Annotated in this window: 14 protein-coding genes and 2 pseudogenes; 10 read left to right on the forward strand and 6 right to left on the reverse strand. The window is 66.1% G+C overall.

Annotation, left to right across the window (positions count from 1 at the left end; all coding sequences use genetic code 11):
- Positions 1–203: 203 nt before the first annotated feature.
- Both L1892_RS23025 and L1892_RS23030 read left to right on the forward strand, forming a co-directional pair.
- Positions 204–1139, forward strand: a complete 936-nt coding sequence (locus tag L1892_RS23025; protein WP_235726122.1) for an NADP-dependent oxidoreductase — start codon at positions 204–206, stop codon at positions 1137–1139.
- Positions 1140–1226: 87 nt separating this feature from the next.
- Positions 1227–2381, forward strand: a complete 1155-nt coding sequence (locus L1892_RS23030; protein WP_235726109.1) for an NAD(P)/FAD-dependent oxidoreductase — start codon at positions 1227–1229, stop codon at positions 2379–2381.
- 20 nt (positions 2382–2401) lie between these two features.
- Here the strand turns inward: L1892_RS23030 and rsgA are convergent, their stop codons facing one another.
- Positions 2402–3469 (reverse strand): ribosome small subunit-dependent GTPase A, encoded by a 1068-nt coding sequence (gene rsgA, locus L1892_RS23035; RefSeq protein WP_235726110.1) that lies wholly within the window; start codon positions 3467–3469, stop codon positions 2402–2404.
- A gap of 415 nt (positions 3470–3884) precedes the next feature.
- On the opposite strand from rsgA, the gene L1892_RS23040 reads away from it, so the two are divergent.
- On the forward strand, positions 3885–6080 hold the full coding sequence (locus L1892_RS23040; RefSeq protein ID WP_235726111.1) for an MMPL family transporter: 2196 nt from the start codon (positions 3885–3887) through the stop codon (positions 6078–6080).
- A gap of 36 nt (positions 6081–6116) precedes the next feature.
- Here L1892_RS23040 and L1892_RS23045 read toward each other — a convergent pair whose 3' ends face one another.
- Positions 6117–6557 (reverse strand): UPF0158 family protein, encoded by a 441-nt coding sequence (locus L1892_RS23045; RefSeq protein ID WP_235726123.1) that lies wholly within the window; start codon positions 6555–6557, stop codon positions 6117–6119.
- A 315-nt stretch (positions 6558–6872) separates the two neighbouring features.
- Positions 6873–7775 (reverse strand): annotated as a pseudogene (locus L1892_RS23050) (alpha/beta hydrolase); the annotation flags it as partial.
- A 214-nt stretch (positions 7776–7989) separates the two neighbouring features.
- On the opposite strand from L1892_RS23050, the gene L1892_RS23055 reads away from it, so the two are divergent.
- From L1892_RS23055 to L1892_RS23065, 3 genes are all read left to right on the forward strand, one after another.
- Complete coding sequence (locus tag L1892_RS23055; protein WP_235726112.1) at positions 7990–8484, forward strand: hypothetical protein; 495 nt, start codon at positions 7990–7992, stop codon at positions 8482–8484.
- 121 nt (positions 8485–8605) lie between these two features.
- Positions 8606–9064, forward strand: a complete 459-nt coding sequence (locus L1892_RS23060) for a hypothetical protein (protein WP_235726113.1) — start codon at positions 8606–8608, stop codon at positions 9062–9064.
- Between the two features lie 14 nt (positions 9065–9078).
- Positions 9079–9816, forward strand: a complete 738-nt coding sequence (locus tag L1892_RS23065; protein WP_235726124.1) for a DUF6319 family protein — start codon at positions 9079–9081, stop codon at positions 9814–9816.
- A gap of 11 nt (positions 9817–9827) precedes the next feature.
- On the opposite strand, the gene L1892_RS23070 is transcribed toward L1892_RS23065, so the two are convergent.
- From L1892_RS23070 to L1892_RS23080, 3 genes are all read right to left on the reverse strand, one after another.
- Positions 9828–10424, reverse strand: coding sequence for a hypothetical protein (locus L1892_RS23070; protein ID WP_235726114.1), 597 nt, complete (start codon positions 10422–10424; stop codon positions 9828–9830).
- 100 nt (positions 10425–10524) lie between these two features.
- On the reverse strand, positions 10525–11406 hold the full coding sequence (locus L1892_RS23075) for an exodeoxyribonuclease III (protein WP_235726115.1): 882 nt from the start codon (positions 11404–11406) through the stop codon (positions 10525–10527).
- Between the two features lie 335 nt (positions 11407–11741).
- A complete protein-coding gene (locus L1892_RS23080) occupies positions 11742–13250 on the reverse strand; it encodes a protein adenylyltransferase SelO (protein ID WP_235726116.1) in 1509 nt (502 codons plus the stop codon).
- Positions 13251–13566: 316 nt separating this feature from the next.
- On the opposite strand from L1892_RS23080, the gene L1892_RS23085 reads away from it, so the two are divergent.
- The 4 genes and pseudogenes from L1892_RS23085 (at position 13567) to L1892_RS23100 (ending at position 16355) form a co-directional block, all read left to right on the forward strand.
- Positions 13567–14049, forward strand: coding sequence for an MFS transporter (locus L1892_RS23085; protein ID WP_235726117.1), 483 nt, complete (start codon positions 13567–13569; stop codon positions 14047–14049).
- A gap of 264 nt (positions 14050–14313) precedes the next feature.
- Positions 14314–14604 carry a transposase gene (locus L1892_RS23090; protein ID WP_235726118.1) on the forward strand — a complete coding sequence of 97 codons (291 nt, stop codon included), beginning with the start codon at positions 14314–14316 and terminating at the stop codon, positions 14602–14604.
- Positions 14601–15328: pseudogene (locus L1892_RS23095) on the forward strand (IS3 family transposase); the annotation flags it as partial. The gene L1892_RS23090 and the pseudogene L1892_RS23095, both read left to right, overlap by 4 nt.
- A 100-nt stretch (positions 15329–15428) precedes the next feature.
- Positions 15429–16355, forward strand: a complete 927-nt coding sequence (locus tag L1892_RS23100) for a tyrosine-type recombinase/integrase (protein WP_235726119.1) — start codon at positions 15429–15431, stop codon at positions 16353–16355.
- Positions 16356–16473: the final 118 nt, after the last annotated feature.

Genomic DNA, 16473 nt, shown 5'->3' on the forward strand with positions numbered 1-16473 from the left:
CGTTCGGTGCCACAGCGGCAGATCCGCGACTACAACCCACCAAGTCCTCGGCCGGACAATCCGATTCGCCGGGAGCGGTTCGAGTGCGCGTCACGGCTCGACGCTCGTTCTCGTGCAATGTGTCGCACTCTTGTCCAGTGGGTATCCACATTCGGCGTTACCTCTGGCTGTTGTTGTACTGGAAAGCGAGGATCGACACCAACATGCGCGCGATCACGTACTCCCGCTTCGGCGGGCCTGATGTCTTGGAGCTCACCGAATTGCCCGAGCCCAAAGTCGGGCCGGACTCAGTGCTGGTGCGAGTCCATGCCTCGAGCGTGAACCCCGTCGACTGGAAGGTGCGAGAAGGACACCTCGACCCGATCATGGACAGCGTATTCCCAGTCATCCCGGGCTGGGACGTGGCCGGAGTCGTCGAACAGGTCGGCCTGGACACACCCGAATTCCGCGTTGGCGATGAGGTGTTCGGCTACGTCCGCAAAGATGTGGTGGGCGGGACCGTCGCCGGCGGCACGTTCGCCGAGTTGGTCGCAGCGCCGGTCCGAACCCTCGCACACAAGCCGGCCACCTGGTCGTTCGAGCAGGCGGCTGCGGTACCTCTCGCCGGCCTTACGGCATATCAGACGACCCACCGCGCCGGTGTGCAGCACGACCACACGGTCCTCATCCATGCTGCCGCGGGTGGAGTCGGGTCGTTCGCGGTTCAGATCGCCCGATCGATCGGCGCGCGGATCATCGGCACAGCATCGGAGGACAACCACCAGTATCTGCGCAGCCTGGGCGCAGAGGCCATCACCTACGGTGAGGGCATCGTCGAACGTGTACGTGAGTTGGCACCCGAGGGTGTCGACGTGGTCCTGGACTATGTCGGCGGCGACGCGCTCGACCCGGTGCCCGACGTACTTCGTGACGGCGGAACGGTCGCCTCGATCACCGATGCCCGGGCGCGCGACGAGTTCGGCGGTCACTACATCTGGGTGCGCCCCGACGTCGCTGACCTCACCGAGCTCGCGCGCCTCGGCGACGCGGGCGAACTCGTGCCCGAGATCGCGGAGGTCTTCGACCTCGCCGAGGCCGCGGCCGCCCACCGGCGCAGCGAGTCCGGCCATGTCCGGGGAAAGATCGTCGTACGGATGTGACGACACAGTACGACTGTGGATACGCGACGCTTTCGTCGAGTCTGGTCACAACGTGTCGGCATCCGGCCGATTGGGTACCCGCATCAGGTGAATGACCGAGGGTTGATCGTGATCGGCAGCGGACCTGCCGGCGTCGCCGCCGCTGCGGCGTTTCGCGAGTATTGCGACGATGTGCCGGTACGGATGCTCACTGCCGATGTGGATCGGCCCTACTTCCGTCCACCGCTCAGCAAGGAGTTCTTGCGCGGCGAAACCGAGGACGTCAGCAGGGACGGTGCCGAGTGGTGTGCCGATCATGGCGTGGAATTGTTGACGGGCACGCGCGTCGACGCGATCGAGGTCGAGCAGCGCGTCGTTGTCGCGGCGGGCGCGCGGTACCCCTATACCGAACTGATCCTCGCGTGCGGTGCCAGTCCGACGCCGCCGCCGGTGCCCGGTGGAGATCTCGCGCACATACTGCGGTCACAGCGAGACGCGATACAACTGCGAGATGCGGCGCGTCGGGCAGATTCCGCGGTGGTCATCGGCGCCGGATTCATCGGGTGCGAAGCAGCGGCATCGCTGGCGATGCAGGGTCTTTCGGTGACATTGGTTGCACCAGACGAGTTCCCGCAGCAGAAACGCCTCGGCGCCGAAACCGGTCAGAGATTGGCGGCGCTGGTGGAGAAATCCGGCACTCGGTTCGTCGGAGACACCAGGGTGCAGGAGATCACCGGCGACAGCGTCGTGCTCGACGATGGTGTGTCCGTGCACGCCGATCTCATCGTCGCGGCCACCGGCGTCGCACCCAACAGTGCTATCGCCGAGACCGGCGGGCTCGAGGTCAAGCACTCCCGCATCGTTGTCGACGCCGGGATGCAGACCTTCTGGCACGGCGTCTTCGCGGCCGGCGACGTGGCACTGGGCGTCAACACCACCGCGCGACGCCCGATCGCCATCGAGCACTGGCAGGATGCGACCGATCAAGGTGCGGTCGCCGGTCGGCGTGCCGCAGGGGCTGACGCGGCCTGGTCGCAGGTCCCGGGGTTCTGGACGACCATCGGCGACGAGACCCTCAAGTATCACGCGTGGGGTGACGGATACGACCGCAGTCGACTCGTCGACCACGGCTCGGGTTGCACCGTCTGGTACGAGGCCGACGAAGCCGTCGTCGGCGTGCTGACACACAACGCCGACGACGACTACGACCTTGGGGAGAGGCTGATTCGCGACCGGAAGCCGGCGCCGGTCCCCATGCAGTGACCGGGTGGTCGCCGACGTGCTCAGCGGTGACGGTTGCCCGACCGTTGCTTGATGGCTCGTCGCATGCGCGCGATCTCCTTCTTGTTGTGTCGTTCCCGCTCGGCGCGAAGGCGGGCGTCGGAACGGGAGGCGACGTAGGCGTTCTCGCGGAGAAGTCGACGGTAGCTGTCGAGGCGGCGCTGGGGGATTTCGCCGGAATCCACGGCTGTCAGGACGGCGCACCCTGGCTCGACGGTGTGTGCGCAGTCGGTGAATCGGCAGTCGCCGGCCAGTTCGACGATCTCGGAGAAGGTCTGGTCGAGCCCCTCGTCGACCCCAAGAACGCCAACACCCCGCAGTCCAGGGGTGTCCAGGAGGACTCCGCCCGTGGGCAGTGGCAACAATTCCCGCCAGGCGGTGGTGTGGCGGCCCTTGCCGTCACTGCTGCGCACCGCCCCGGTCGCCAACCGGTTCTCGCCAAGCAGACAGTTGCCCAGAGTGGACTTGCCCACTCCGGACGGTCCGAGCAGAACGACCGTGCCCGACAGCGCGCCGACCACGGTGTCCATACCCTCACCGGTCGTCGCGCTGGTGACCAGCACCTGCACCCCGGGCGCGACGCCCGACACCTCGTCCAACGCCTGCGGGACGTCGGCGCATCGGTCCGCCTTGGTGAGCACCACCACCGGAGTGCCGCCGCTTTCCCAGGCCAGCGCCAGTATCCGTTCGATACGTCCTGGCTTGATCGGATCGGCGAGAGAGACGACCACCACAACGGTGTCGACATTGGCGGCCAAAACCTGGCCCCGTGAGGTACCCGCCGCGGACGCTCGGACCACGGCTGTCCGACGCGGCACGATCTCGACGATTGTCGCGGCGTCGATCCTGGTGGACGGTCGGAGTGCCACCCAATCTCCGGTGCAGGGTGTCAGCGATTCCGCTGCGGTGGATGGGGGAGATGCTGCCGCCCGCACCGGGCCGGTCTCGGCGACGACGTCGCAGTGCCCACGCTCGGCGCGCACGACCCGGGCCGGCACCAAACCGTGGGCGCGGTGGCCGGCGAACGACTTCTCGAGGTTCGTGTCCCAACCGAAGTCGGCGACGGTCATCTCGGGAACGGAAGTGAAATGGGTTGAGGGTTGATGGGTTTCGGGTTCAGGAAACACGGGAGATACCTTTGCCGGAGGGGCCTCCCGAGTCGGTACCCACGCCTGGCGAACTCAGACGGAACGAGCAGGATTCGTGGTGCGAGTCAGGATTGAGCCCGGGAAATGAGGACGAATGAGTCGCTGCACTCGGCAGCCCTACCGGCGGTCATCAACGCACACTCCTGGATCATGGCGGCGGACCCATCGCCTGCCGCGATGCCCACTCTAACGCCGCCCAATCGGATTCTCCACGGGTTTTCGCGGGTGTTCCCGCGCGGCAGTTCTACAAGGGTCAGGGGTGAGCCACGAATATCGAGGGAAAGTTTGGGTGGTTTCCCTGATTCTCTGAGCGGAGTCGCTACGTCACCATCAATGCATGTTCACTTCGGTGGCGGGATGGACGGTTCGCAATCGTTGGTCGGTGGTGGCCGGGTGGGCGGTCGCGCTCGTCAGTTGTGTTGTGTTGGCAGGGATCTTCGGCGGTGACTCGATCACGAACTTCGCCGACGACGAACGAACCGAATCCGGCCGAGCGCTCGCCACTCTCAACGCCGCGGCCGGGGGATCGGCGGCCGACGAGGCGCGCGTCGTTGTCGCGACCGCCCCGACCGTGCCCGGGGGCGTGCGAAACCCGGCGGTCCGGGCCGAGGTGGACGCGCTCCGCCAACGCATCACCGCCGTCGATCCCGACACGCAGATGGCAGACCTCTACACTTCCGACGTCACCGGCGACACCGCGATCTCATCGGATTCCACCGTCGGCTACACCACGCTGACTGTGCCAGCGCATCCTGATGGCGAGCGCGCGGATCTCGTCGCCGAGATCAAGGATGCATCATCACAGTTCGATGCCCCGGACAGCCGTGTGAACTTCGCGGGTGACTGGTTCGCCGACGAGGCACCGGCAGGCATGGGCGAGGCGATCGGCATCGGTCTGGCGATGATCATCCTGCTCATCGCATTCGGGACGGTCATTGCCGCGGGACTACCCCTGGTGACGGCGCTGTTCGGTGTCGGGGTCGGCGCGTCGGTACTCCTGCTATTGCAGAACGTGGTGGATACCCCGAGCTTTGCGGTGTCGCTTACCGCAATGCTCGGAATCGGGGTGGGCATCGACTACGCATTGCTCATCCTGACGCGGTTTCGCGCTGCCCTGGCCGATGGCTGCGCGGTCCCCGACGCGGTGCTCGCCGCCATGAACACCGCCGGGCGATCGGTCGCCTTCGCCGGGGCGACGGTCACCATCGCCATAGCCGGTCTGCTGACCCAGGGTGGAGTGATCGGACCAACGATGACCCTCGCCGGGTGCGCCGGTGTGCTCGCGGTGATGCTGGCCGCCCTCACGCTGTTGCCGGCGCTGCTCGCGATCATCGGCACACGCGTCAACAAGCTCGCGATTCCGGGATTGCGGACCCGCCCCGGAGCCGACGGCGCGTTGGCCCAACGCTGGAGCCGGACCGTGCAGCGGCATCCATGGGGCGGGGTGCTGGTGGCCCTGGCGATCCTCATCGTGCTGACCATCCCGGCATTCGACCTGCGACTCGGCTTCGGCGATGCCGGCAACCGGCCGGCGCAGGACACCACCCGAATCGCCTACGACGATCTCGCCCGCGGTTTCGGTGCCGGCGCGAACGGGCCGCTGTACCTGGTCACCGAACTGCCTGACGGCGCCGGGGGAGTCGCCGAGCTCGATGCACTCGCCACCCGGCTCGAGGGCACCGACGGGGTCGCGACGGTGAGTCCACCGATCCCGCTGGGTCGCGTGGACGGCACTCCGGTGGCGATGCTGTCGGTCACGCCGACGACCGGCCCGCAGGATGCGGAGACGCTGGACCTGGTGCATCGCATTCGTGCCGATCTCGTCCCGGAATCCGGATTGACAGTGGAACTCACCGGCGCCGCCGTCGGCGGCAGCGACTTCGCCGAACTCACCCTCGACCGGCTACCGCTGATGGTCGCGATAGTGCTGATCTGCTCGTTTCTGCTGTTGGCGTTGGCTTTTCGATCCCTGGTCGTCCCCACCAAGGCGATCGTGATGAACCTGCTCTCGCTGGGTGCCGCGTTCGGTGTGATCGTCGCGGTGTTCCAGTGGGGTTGGGGGATGGAACTCATCGGGATCGGCAAGATCGGTCCCACCGAGGCCTGGGTGCCGATCGTGCTGTTCGCCGTCGCCTTCGGTCTCGCGATGGACTACGAGGTGTTCCTGGTTTCACGAATCCGCGAACGCTATCTGGCCACCGGCGATCCGACGACCTCGGTCACCGAGGGCCTCGCGAAGACGGCGCGAGTGATCACCGCCGCGGCCGCGATCATGGTGTGTGTGTTCGCGAGCTTCGTGTTCTTCGACGACCGCGGCCTCAAGGCGATGGGGCTCGGGCTGGCCACCGCAGTGTTCATCGATGCGACGGTGGTGCGAATGTTGTTGGTGCCCGCGACGATGGAGATCCTGGGTCGTTACAACTGGTACTGGCCGTCGTGGCTGTCGCGCGTGCCGTCCCTCGACGGGGTGCATCGAAGCGCCGTCGAGCCCGATGAATCCCCGGCCGTGTCGACACGCGCCGACGTCGGATAGACAGCGCGTCCATGCCGGTCGCCGGCGGTGTGTTGGTCATGTGGCCGAGCGCTCCTCGGAACGGTACCCCTTATTGCTCAACCACTGTCGCGCACGACCACGTTTACGTTCGGCGGAGAACATGCGATATCGGATGAATTCGTAGCCCGAGTCGAACAGCACGTCTTTGAATCGACGAAACGCGCCTTTGCCGGCCAGCGCGATGCTGAGCTTCTCGACGAGCGCCTCGTCGACCACCGAATCGAGGAAGTCCTCCATGTCGCGGTAACCCGACCGAGATCCGGTGTTCTCGACAAAGAACCAGCGGTCGGAATCCTCCAACTCGTCCTCATCGAACATGTCGCTGCCCACGTCGTCGAGCATGCTCTGCTCCCACGGCATACCGGTCTGGAGGTCGATGTACCCGTCGCCATTGCGCAGATCGCCCTCGAGGAGATCGGCGATGTCTTCGAGAGTCACAGCGATCGGTCGGAGCATGGGGGTGGGCCCGCCGAGGACGCCCTCGAGCTGCGCGGCGAGCTCGTCGTCGCCGTCCCAGCCCCGGGCACGCAGCGCGTTGGCACACTTGGCGGCCACGTCGTCGGCCCCGGCCACCTTGTTCTCGACGGCCGAGGTCACCGCGTCGCCGACGTATTGCAGGACCGCATGCACGGGGCGTTGCTTCAACAGGTCGACGAGTTCCGGGCCGGACGCGGCGACAGCTCGCCGGAGTTCCTTCAACGACGCATCGTCCCACGCCCGCCCAGACTGGTCACCGGTGTCCGGCGAAGGCGTTGTGGGCCTGCCAGATTCGAGTCGCTGCCGCAGCCACTCCGTCACGTCGCCGACTGCCGCAGTCGCGATCGGGGTTGGATGCCCGGTGAACCCATGCGGCACACCAGGGTAGATGCGGATGTCGACATCGTTGTCGGCGAGCGCGAGCCGAGCGGCCATGGCGATGTTGTCGTCGAGCAGGACGTCGCGCTCGCCGACAACAAGCAGCACCGGGGGTAATCCCGACAGGTCGGCGAAGGCGGGCGAGACGTCGGGGATCGTCCGGTCCGATACGCCGCCCACATAGGCTTCGAGAAAGTACTCGTCCGAGATCAACCGGCCGGCCGGCGTGGTGGCGCTGAGGTCCCAGGTGCCGAAGTGCAGGGCGGCGCCCGCGACGTGGTGTGCCAGTGAATGATCGCGCAGCCGGAGCAGCGTGGTCACCGCAAGCGTCGCGCCCGCCGAGAATCCACCGATCGTGATGCGGTCTGTGCCGAAGCGGTCGTGGGCGCAACCGATCAACCACCGCATCGCGGTCTCGCAGTCGTCGGGTGCGGCCGGCCACGGGTCCTCCGGCGCGAGGCGATACTCAACACCCACGACAACGATCCCGAGATCGTCGGCGAGCCGGCGGTTGCGGATGTCGTCCTGGACGGCGGAGCCCAGATAGAAGCCGCCGCCGTGGATATTCAGGTGCACGCCGCGCACCCGGCCGTCGGTGGGTGGAATGATCCGCACGGGCACCGACTGGGCGTCGACCTCCACTGTCTCCACTATGGCGTGTGCGTCGGGAACGGCACGCACCTGTTTGCGACGGGCCGCCGCGAGTTCGTCGCCGTCGCGTGGCCCGCGACCGGTCGGCGTGTCCCGGTAGTAGGCGAGTGACTCGGCGAGATCGCCCTCGGGCACCGGAACTGTGATGTCGCTCATCCGCAGTTGCATGCGAGCACCTCCTCCGAATCCCTTCTACCCGGACAGCGGGCGAGCATTCAACGTGTGGTGATGAGTCGGGAGCAGCACCGCGTTTTTTCAGCCGGATGGCGCTCACCGACCTGGGCGACCAACAGTTGTGCACACCGCCCGGAGGCCACCTCGATCTCCCGTACCGTGAGCGTGCGGATCTCGACCCGTCGGACGCTCAGACAGGAGACTTGCTGTGGCCAACAATCAGTCGCAGGCCCCATGGCCGCTGAAGGCTCGAGCAATCAGCGAATCCACCGACCACGGCATTCGCGCGGTGCGCGCACACGACCTCGCCGGCTTCGCAGAAGCCCTCGAACAACTCGCCATCCACCCCGAGGCCCGCGAGGTCCACGCCCACATGGTCCGCGAACTCATCGAGACCCGATACCAGGACGGTGTGACCGGTGACGATGTCGCCGATGTGCTGTCCCGCACGGTCGGCGACTCGGGCGCCTGGCATGCACCAGTCGATCCGTCGGCAGTGGTGGTGGTGCTCACCGGCAGTCTGGGCGTAGCCGAACGTTCTGACGATGACGGTCCGCCCGCGACCATCCCGCCGGCCGAGCTCAACGGCGCGGCGATCCTGGTGATCGCCCACCTCGCGGCCGATGCCGCAATCGATCATCAGCAGTATCTGGTGCGTGCCATCGAGGAGATACGCCGCGCTCAGACGGTGGAGATGCCCTGAGCAGTTGCGCAGCAGCCGTCCGGTCGCCGTCCGCTGCCGTCGCCGACGCTGCTCGGTTCGCGCCCTATCTGTTGTCCTGCGCCGGACACCAGTGTCGGTGCCGTGTCGTACCGTCAGCACCATGACCACTTGGGACGCGATCACGGCTGCCGTCGGCCTCGCGCTGGGTGGCGAGCCGGACCGGGGTCGTGAGGAGTTGATGGCCTGCTGGATTGCCACGGGTGAATCCGATGCCGGGCAGCGATGCGTCATCGCGCACTACCTCGCCGACCTTCAGTCGGAACTGGCCGACGAGGTGATGTGGGATGAACGAGCGTTGGACGCGCACTCCAGGATTCAGGGCTCGGAGCTCGCGCACGTGGGTATCGACGATGCCCGCGGCATGGCACCGAGCCTTCATCTGAACCTGGTAGATGGCTATCTGAGGCAGGGCGAGACCGCTGTGGCGCGCCAACATGCGACCGCTGGTGTCGCCATGGCCGATTTTCTACCTGACGACGGCTACGGGCGGCTCATCCGTGACGGGCTCGATCGACTGACGACGCGGATCGACAACGTGTCGGACAACCACTCGACGTGACCATGTTCGCACACATGTGCGAACATGGTCAGGTGACTTCGCGCAGCAAAGCCGGACTGACCGCCGATGATCTCGAATCCCTGTCCTCGAGTCTCGCCGCAGGCAAACGGGTCACCGTCTACCTTCGCGATCCGATGCCTGCCCTCGGACTCGAGGCCGGGGTATCGGCGCGCGTCTTGTCGATCGACGGCACCACCGTGATCGCGAGCCCGAAAGGTGTGGACGATCAGTTGCCGTTCGAAGCCGAGGAACTCCATCGGACTCGGGCGGCGGCAGCATCTGCCACCGCCCCGCGACCGCGCGCATCGTCGTCGGGGCGCGCAGCTCCGCCGGCGGCACCGGCGAAGTCACCACGAAGCGCACAACACACGGCCAAGCCTCCATCGGAGTCGGGGTCGGCGAGGTCTCCCCGCGAGTCGGCACCGCCGAGCGTGACAGCCAAGACGACCCGCCGCGCCAAGCCGGGCACAGCAGCCGTCAGTGTCACCGTGACAGCGGTCGATGCGACCACCTGGAAGGTGTCGGTGATGCATGGCACCAAGAAGCTGGGCAAGGCCACCGAGGTGACCGCCGACCGGGTGGCGAACGCCATGCGGGAACTCGGCGACACCACCGCCATCTCAGCGGTGGACGACGTGATCGAGTCCGCACGCGCTGCCGCACAGAAACGCATTGACGAGCTCAACGACGAACTCGAGACGGCGCGCGCCGCCTTGGCTCAGCTCGACGATCGCCTCGGCAACAGCAGTTGAGACAACCAGTGTCAGGCTGACTCCATTGCCCGCTTCGCCTTTTCCAACGCGGCGAGCGTACGCAACACGGACTCGCGTTTCGCCGTCAGATCGGACACCTTCGCCTTGCCGCCAAGACCGGATTCTTGCTGCGCGACCGCGAGACGGTTCTCGATGTCCGTGAGCTGCGCCAGCAGGCCCTCGGCTCGGTTGACGAGTTCGGCGCTGTCGGGGCGGGAGACATTCGTGGGTCGGGTGCCTCCGGACGCGGCGACCCGGGGCTTGTCAGCCGGCGCCTTCGCGGCGGTCGTCGCAGCGGGGGAGGCGGATCGGGTGACCGCGGTTCGCTGCTTGGACCGTGACGCTCCCCGGGCCGGCGTGTGGGTACGGGTTCGGGTCAGCTCTGCCGACGCCGCGCCGGCCGCGACCCGGTGCGCGCGCTCCTCCTCATCGTCGGACTCCACCGAGCCACCCAACGGACGCAGACCGTAGAAGCCGACGAACTCACGAGCCGCGGCGATCGTCTGCTCTGCGGTGCGACAGCGCCCGCACCGCGGTTCATCGCGGAAGTCCGCGACGTCCTCGTCGGACGAGCACCACACGCATTTCTCGGTGGTGACGTCGGTCATGGAAGCACTGGTAGCGAGGGAAGACACGGGTGAACATAGTACGACACATGGCTTTTCGCTTCGCGTCGGGGGTTTCGCTGCACCGTACCGCGGCGGCCGGTTATCCGGACCGAAGCTGATCCGGGTCCCGGTAGGTCACCACCAGCGGAGCGTGATCAGACAGGCGGTCGGCCGGCGACAGCCCTTTGTCCACCACGACATATATCGCCCGGCGTGCAAGGCCGGGCGTCGCGAGCTGGTGGTCCACACGCCAACCCACATCCTTGGTGAAGGACTGACCGGCCCAGCTCCACCAAGTCAGTGGCCCGGGTCGTTCGCCGTACACCTGTCTCACCACGTCGACGAGCCGACGCGTACCCAGGATCGAATCGAACCAAGCCCGGTCTTCGGGTAGGAAGCCGTCCATGGTGCGAGCGGCACGCCAGTTCGTCACATCGTGTTGTGTGTGGGCGATGTTGAGGTCGCCGGCAAGCAGGAATTCGCGCCCCGCCCGCAGCGCCGCGAGACGGCTGCGGTCGAGCTCGCGCGCGAACGCCGTGAGGAAGCGCTGCTTGCGCGCATACTTGGCGCCGCCGTCGGGCGCGTCGCGCATCGCCCCCGGCCGCTGACGGTCTCCAGGCAATCCGCCCTTCGGTAGGTAGAGACAGGCGATCGTGACGGGCCGGTCGGCCAGGTCGACCTCGATGTAGCGGCCGTGGGTGGCGAACTCGCAAAGTCCACGCGCGCGCGGTGGGTGGGTCACCCACGTCCGCACGGCCGCGGGCGACAATCGTGTGAGCACGGCGACCCCGTTGCGACCGGCCGAGGACCCGACATCGGCGGCCACCGAATAGCCGGGGAAGTCACCGAGGTCAGACATCCGACAACGTAATTCCTGAATCGCGACAATGTCGGGGGACCGCTCGGCGAGCCAGCGATCAAAGCCACGACGACGCGCCGCCCGTATCCCGTTGACGTTGAACGAAACGACCGTGAAGGACATCAAGCCATCTTGCCAATCCTTCATTCTCGGGCAAGTAATTCAGTTTGCAGCTATGCCCACTTCACTATGGTAATTGTGGGTTGTCGGGGTTTCAGTTCCGGATTGCTCGAAGACATCTGACCCGAGTTGCGCGCATTCGGTTCTCAAAGATGTTCCTGTGCAATCTGTTGGGACTCGCAAGCTTCCGGCGCCCGCACGCGCACATCGATCATCATTCAGAAAGGCATATCCATGCTCATCGGAATCTTCGAAGCAATCAGAGACCTGCACGTCGGTGCGTATGATTTACTGCTCGCGCTGCTTTCCACCGGTAGCGCCGGCAGTAGCTAGCACGATCACGTCCCGCAGAACGTCTGGAAACTGTCACTGAAGGACGCCGGGGCTGGCCCAGCGAAGTGCTCCCACTCGGTGCGCGGCTCGAACGGATGCGTGACAGCGTCCATCAAGCGCTCGAACGGCGTCAGGTCGCCGTCGGTGGCGGCACGTAACGCGAAGTCCACTTGGTGGTTGCGCGGGATGTAGAGCGGATTGATGCGGTCCATCGCGGCAGCCGTCTGCGCTCGATCGCGCCCGAGCCGATCCAGAGTTGCATGCCAGCGGTGCAGCCAGGGGTCTACGTCCTCGCGGGGGATGGCGTCGACCAGCGCTGTCGGGTCGCCTCGAAGCTCGGACGCGAGTGCACGGAAGGCTCCCGTCCAGTCGGCACGGTGGGCGGCCATCAGGGTCACCAGGTCGTCGACGAGTTCTGGCTCGCCGAACGCGTCGGTCAGCCCGATCTTGTTCGCCATCCCGGCGAGGAAATGCTGCTGATACCGGGCGTCGAAGGTGGACAACGCCGCGGTCATCACGGCGATCGCCTCGTCGGCCGTCGGACCGGCCAACGGAAGTAACGTTTCGGCGAAACGCGCCAGGTTCCACTTCACGACGTCGGGCTGATTGGCGAAGGCGTAGCGTCCGCCGTGGTCGATGGAGCTGAAGACCGCCGCCGGGTCGAACGCGTCGAGGAAGGCGCACGGACCGTAGTCGATGGTTTCACCGGAGATGGTGGTGTTGTCGGTGTTCATGACGCCATGGACAAACCCGACCAGCATCCAGTCGGCCACCAGGGCCGCCTGCCGCTCGAGCACCGCCTCGAAGAATGTGAGGTAGCGGTTGCCACTTCCCTCGGGCGCGAGCCCTAGCAGGTCCGGGTAGTGGCGATTGATTGCGTAGTCGGCCAATGGCTGGACCAGCTCGGTGTTGCGGGCCGCGAGCTCGAAGGTCCCCACGCGGAGGTGGCTGGCGGCCACACGGGTGAGCACAGCGCCGGGCTCGAGGCGGTCGCGGCGCACATCTCGGCCGGTCGCTACGACTGCGAGCGACCGGGTGGTGGGTATACCCAGCGCGTGCATCGCCTCGCTCACCAGGTACTCGCGAAGCATCGGACCGACCACCGCGTAACCATCACCGCCACGGGAGAACGGCGTCGGACCAGAACCCTTGAGCTGCAGGTCGACTCGATGGCCGTCCAGGTCGATAAGTTCACCGATAAGCAATGCGCGACCGTCCCCGAGCAGCGGGGCGTAGTTGCCGAATTGGTGACCCGAGTAGGCCGTGGCGACCGGATCGGCGCCCGCCGGTGCCGCCGCACCCGACAGGAGCGCGACGCCGTCATCTGCGCGCAACGCTGCCGCGTCCAGCCCCAAGGCCTCGGCCAGTTCGTCGTTCAGCACCAGCAGCCGGGGGTCGGGCACGTCGGCGCCCTTCCACGCCACGGTCAGCGGCGACAGTTCGTCGGCGAAAGTGCGCTCGAAGCCGGTGATCGCGGGGCTCGTGCGGGTGGGGGAGTCGGGACCTGCAGACACTGCTCCAGGATAACCACAGGTGGGCTGGCCAGTGGATGTCCGCAGCGGAGGTCGTCGTCCGCAGCGTCGAGAAGGCACCCGTACAAGCCATTGCCACGCTTCCCGCTGTCTGGACTGTGGTGGCCATCGCTGTCGCAGTGATCGGCGCCTCGCATAGTTGGTGGGGGCTGCTGTGGCCGCGATTGTCTTCGTTGCCATCGGTTTTACGATTTCGACCGGCGCGACACCCCCTGAACGATCCCCGTGGCATAGCGATCCCGGCATGCGCGCCGATGCACTTTTTGTGATACACACGTATCACGAAAGGTGGTGGCCCATGATTGACGCGAGATGGGCTGCGTTGTGGATGGCGTCGGCAGCGCAGCTGATGGTGGTGCTCGATGTGTCCGTGGTCAACATCGCACTGCCGGCGGTGGGCGACGACCTGAGGATGACCGATGCCGCGTTGCAGTGGGTTGCGAGCGGCTACGCACTTGCGTTCGCCGGGGGATTGTTGGTCGGCGGTCGGTTGGCCGATGTGTATGGGCTGCGACGGGTTTTCGTCTTCGGGCTCGGGGTGTTCATCGCGGCGAGTGTGATCGGCGGGCTGGCGGTGTCGGGGGAGATGCTGATTGCCGCTCGGGTCGTGCAAGGGGTGGGCGCGGCGATCGCGTCACCGGCGACGTTCACGATTCTCACCCGCACTTATCCCGAGGGGCCTGTGCGGACCCCGGCTACAGCCCCGTGCAGGCCGGCTTGGGCTTCCTCCCACTCACTTTCGTCACCATGGTCGTCGGCGTCCACGTTGTTCCGCGCCTGATGACACGCCTTCCGGCCCGCCATCTCATTCTTGCTGGCGCACTCGTCGCGGGCGCAGGGTTCGTGTGGCAGGCATCGGTGTCGCTTGACACCTACCTCACGACCATCGCCGGGCCGGCAATCATCATCGGCATCGGTGGCGGCTTGATGAGCACCCCGCTGGCGACCGCGGTCACCAGTGGCATCAACCCCTCAGATGCCGGGGCCGCATCCGGACTGATGAGGTTCCCCCCGAACCGTAGAGGCATCGATAATGAGGAGCACGATGCCAGAGAAGCGGAAGAAGTACGACCGGGAGTTTCGTGATGGGGCTGTCCGGATCGTCGAGGAGACGGGTAAGTCGATCGCCCAGGTCGCCCGAGACTTGGGGGTCAACGAGGGCACGTTGGGCAACTGGGTCAACCGGGCGCGCGCCGAGCGGGAGGGCAGCGGCGAGCTGACCCCTGATGACGCTGCTGAGCTCAAACGGTTGCGTGACGAGGTCGCCGAGCTGCGGATGGAGCGTGATGTCCTCAAGCGATCAGTGGTCCTGTGGGTGAAGGAGGCGACGAAGTGAGCGTGGCGCGCTTTATCGCCGACCAGAGGACCAAGTACCGGGTGCCACACGCGGTGAGCTGCCGGCTACTCGGGTCAGTGAGGCGTGGTTCTACAAATGGCGCAACCGGGCCCATTCGCCGGGTGCGGCAACGGGTTTGCACACCACCCGTGACTACCGCCGGGACACCATCGACCGGGCCGTCGCGGTGGCCTTCGACAAGGCCCGCGGGCTGCACGGGTCGCCGCGCCTGCATGCGGATATGCGTGCTGACGGGTGGACGGTGACCGAGAAGACTGTCGCTGATTCGATGAGCCGCCAGGGCCTGGTGGCGCGGCGGATCCGTCGGCGCAGCGGGCTGACCCGCCAGGACAAGAGCGCGGCGAAGTTCCCCGATTTGTTGTGTCGCGATTTCACTGCTCAGTGTCCCGATGAACGGTGGGTCGGCGACATCACCGAGATCCCGACCGCGGCGGGCAAGTTGTATCTGGCCACGGTCATCGACCTCTACAGCCGTCGGTTGCTGGGTGCGGCCACCAGTCGCCACCCGGATGCGGCGTTGGCGTGTGCGGCCATCGAGATGGCGGTCGCCACGCGGGGCGGTAAGCAGGCGATATGGCGTGACGACGATGCGCAGAAGCTGATTTTCCACACCGATCGAGGGTCTACGTACACCGCGAAGAAGTTCACCAAGCTGTGCCGCCGGATGGGTATCCGGCAGTCGATGGGGCGTGTCGGATCGTGCCTGTTAACCGGCTAATCCGGGGCCCAGGGCTACGGTGAAATGAACACGCCGCCAACAGAAGATACTTGACCGGTGCTGACGGTAGGGTTACACCTGTCTCATGACGGATCGGCAACCGCTGTATCTGGAACCTGGCACTGAGGTTGCCTGGCAGTTGGCCGGTGACCATGCCGGAGAGTACGTGGTGGTCAACGATTATCTCGGCTATCTGGCCGATCGAAACTACTCGGCGCGCACGTTACGGGCCTACGGCTACGATCTGTTGGCGTTTTGCAGGTGGCTCGACGAGTCTGATCTTGCGTTGGAATCAGTAACTACGACATCGCTTCTCGACTTCATGCGGTTCTGTCGGCAGGCGTCGATTCCGGGCCGCCCGGCCAATGTGTTGTCGATGACTGGGCAACGGCTCGATCGGTACTCGCCGACCACCATCAACCACCGACTCGCGGCGTTGACGGGGTTGTTCACCTATCGCAGCATCACCGATCCTGACCTGGTCAATCCGGTCCCGAGTGGGCGTGAAGCACGCCGCGTCACCGCCGAGGAACGCAACGCCCTGCTCGGTCATCTGGTCAAGCCGAAGAAGCGGTCAGCGTTGCGGCTACGCGAACCGCGTCGGCTCCCTCGGGCGCTGGATCGTCGCGAGACCGCAGATCTGGTGGCGAGCCTGCGCACCTGGCGGGACCGGTCGTTGGCCGGTTTGATGTTGTTGTCGGGGTTACGCTCGTGCGAGTTGCTGACCCTGGATGTGACCGATGTCGATATCGGCGCCCGCTGGGTTCGGGTTCTGGGCAAGGGCGGCAAGGAACGCCGGGTGCCCCTCGATGTTGAGGTGGCTGGCCTGATTCACACCTACGTCCTCACCGAGCGGCCCGAATCATCCAGTAGCCGTTTGTTTCTAGTGGCGAAGGGACCGCACCGGGGTCAGCCGCTGACCGCGGCCGGACTACGCACGATCTTCCGCTACCACCGCCTCAAATCCGGCGTGACCGCCGGCCACCCCCACGCGCTGCGTCACACCTTCTGAGGTTCCCCCCGAACCGTAGAGGCATCGATAATGAGGAGCACGATGCCAGAGAAGCGGAAGAAGTACGACCGGGAGTTTCGTGATGGGGCGGTCCGGATCGTCGAGGAGACAGGTAAGC

It is taken from the genome of Gordonia tangerina, assembly GCF_021556435.1.
GTDB classification, from domain to species: domain Bacteria; phylum Actinomycetota; class Actinomycetes; order Mycobacteriales; family Mycobacteriaceae; genus Gordonia; species Gordonia tangerina.

Coding starts and splice junctions, on each gene's coding strand:
- L1892_RS23025 (WP_235726122.1), top strand. CDS start 204: ATGCGCGCGATCACGTACTCCCGCTTCGGCGGGCCTGATGTCTTGGAG.
- rsgA (WP_235726110.1), bottom strand. CDS start 3,469: ATGACCGTCGCCGACTTCGGTTGGGACACGAACCTCGAGAAGTCGTTC.
- L1892_RS23040 (WP_235726111.1), top strand. CDS start 3,885: ATGTTCACTTCGGTGGCGGGATGGACGGTTCGCAATCGTTGGTCGGTG.
- L1892_RS23045 (WP_235726123.1), bottom strand. CDS start 6,557: ATGCTCCGACCGATCGCTGTGACTCTCGAAGACATCGCCGATCTCCTC.
- L1892_RS23060 (WP_235726113.1), top strand. CDS start 8,606: ATGACCACTTGGGACGCGATCACGGCTGCCGTCGGCCTCGCGCTGGGT.
- L1892_RS23065 (WP_235726124.1), top strand. CDS start 9,079: ATGTGCGAACATGGTCAGGTGACTTCGCGCAGCAAAGCCGGACTGACC.
- L1892_RS23070 (WP_235726114.1), bottom strand. CDS start 10,424: ATGACCGACGTCACCACCGAGAAATGCGTGTGGTGCTCGTCCGACGAG.
- L1892_RS23075 (WP_235726115.1), bottom strand. CDS start 11,406: ATGTCCTTCACGGTCGTTTCGTTCAACGTCAACGGGATACGGGCGGCG.
- L1892_RS23085 (WP_235726117.1), top strand. CDS start 13,567: ATGATTGACGCGAGATGGGCTGCGTTGTGGATGGCGTCGGCAGCGCAG.
- L1892_RS23090 (WP_235726118.1), top strand. CDS start 14,314: ATGCCAGAGAAGCGGAAGAAGTACGACCGGGAGTTTCGTGATGGGGCT.
- L1892_RS23100 (WP_235726119.1), top strand. CDS start 15,429: ATGACGGATCGGCAACCGCTGTATCTGGAACCTGGCACTGAGGTTGCC.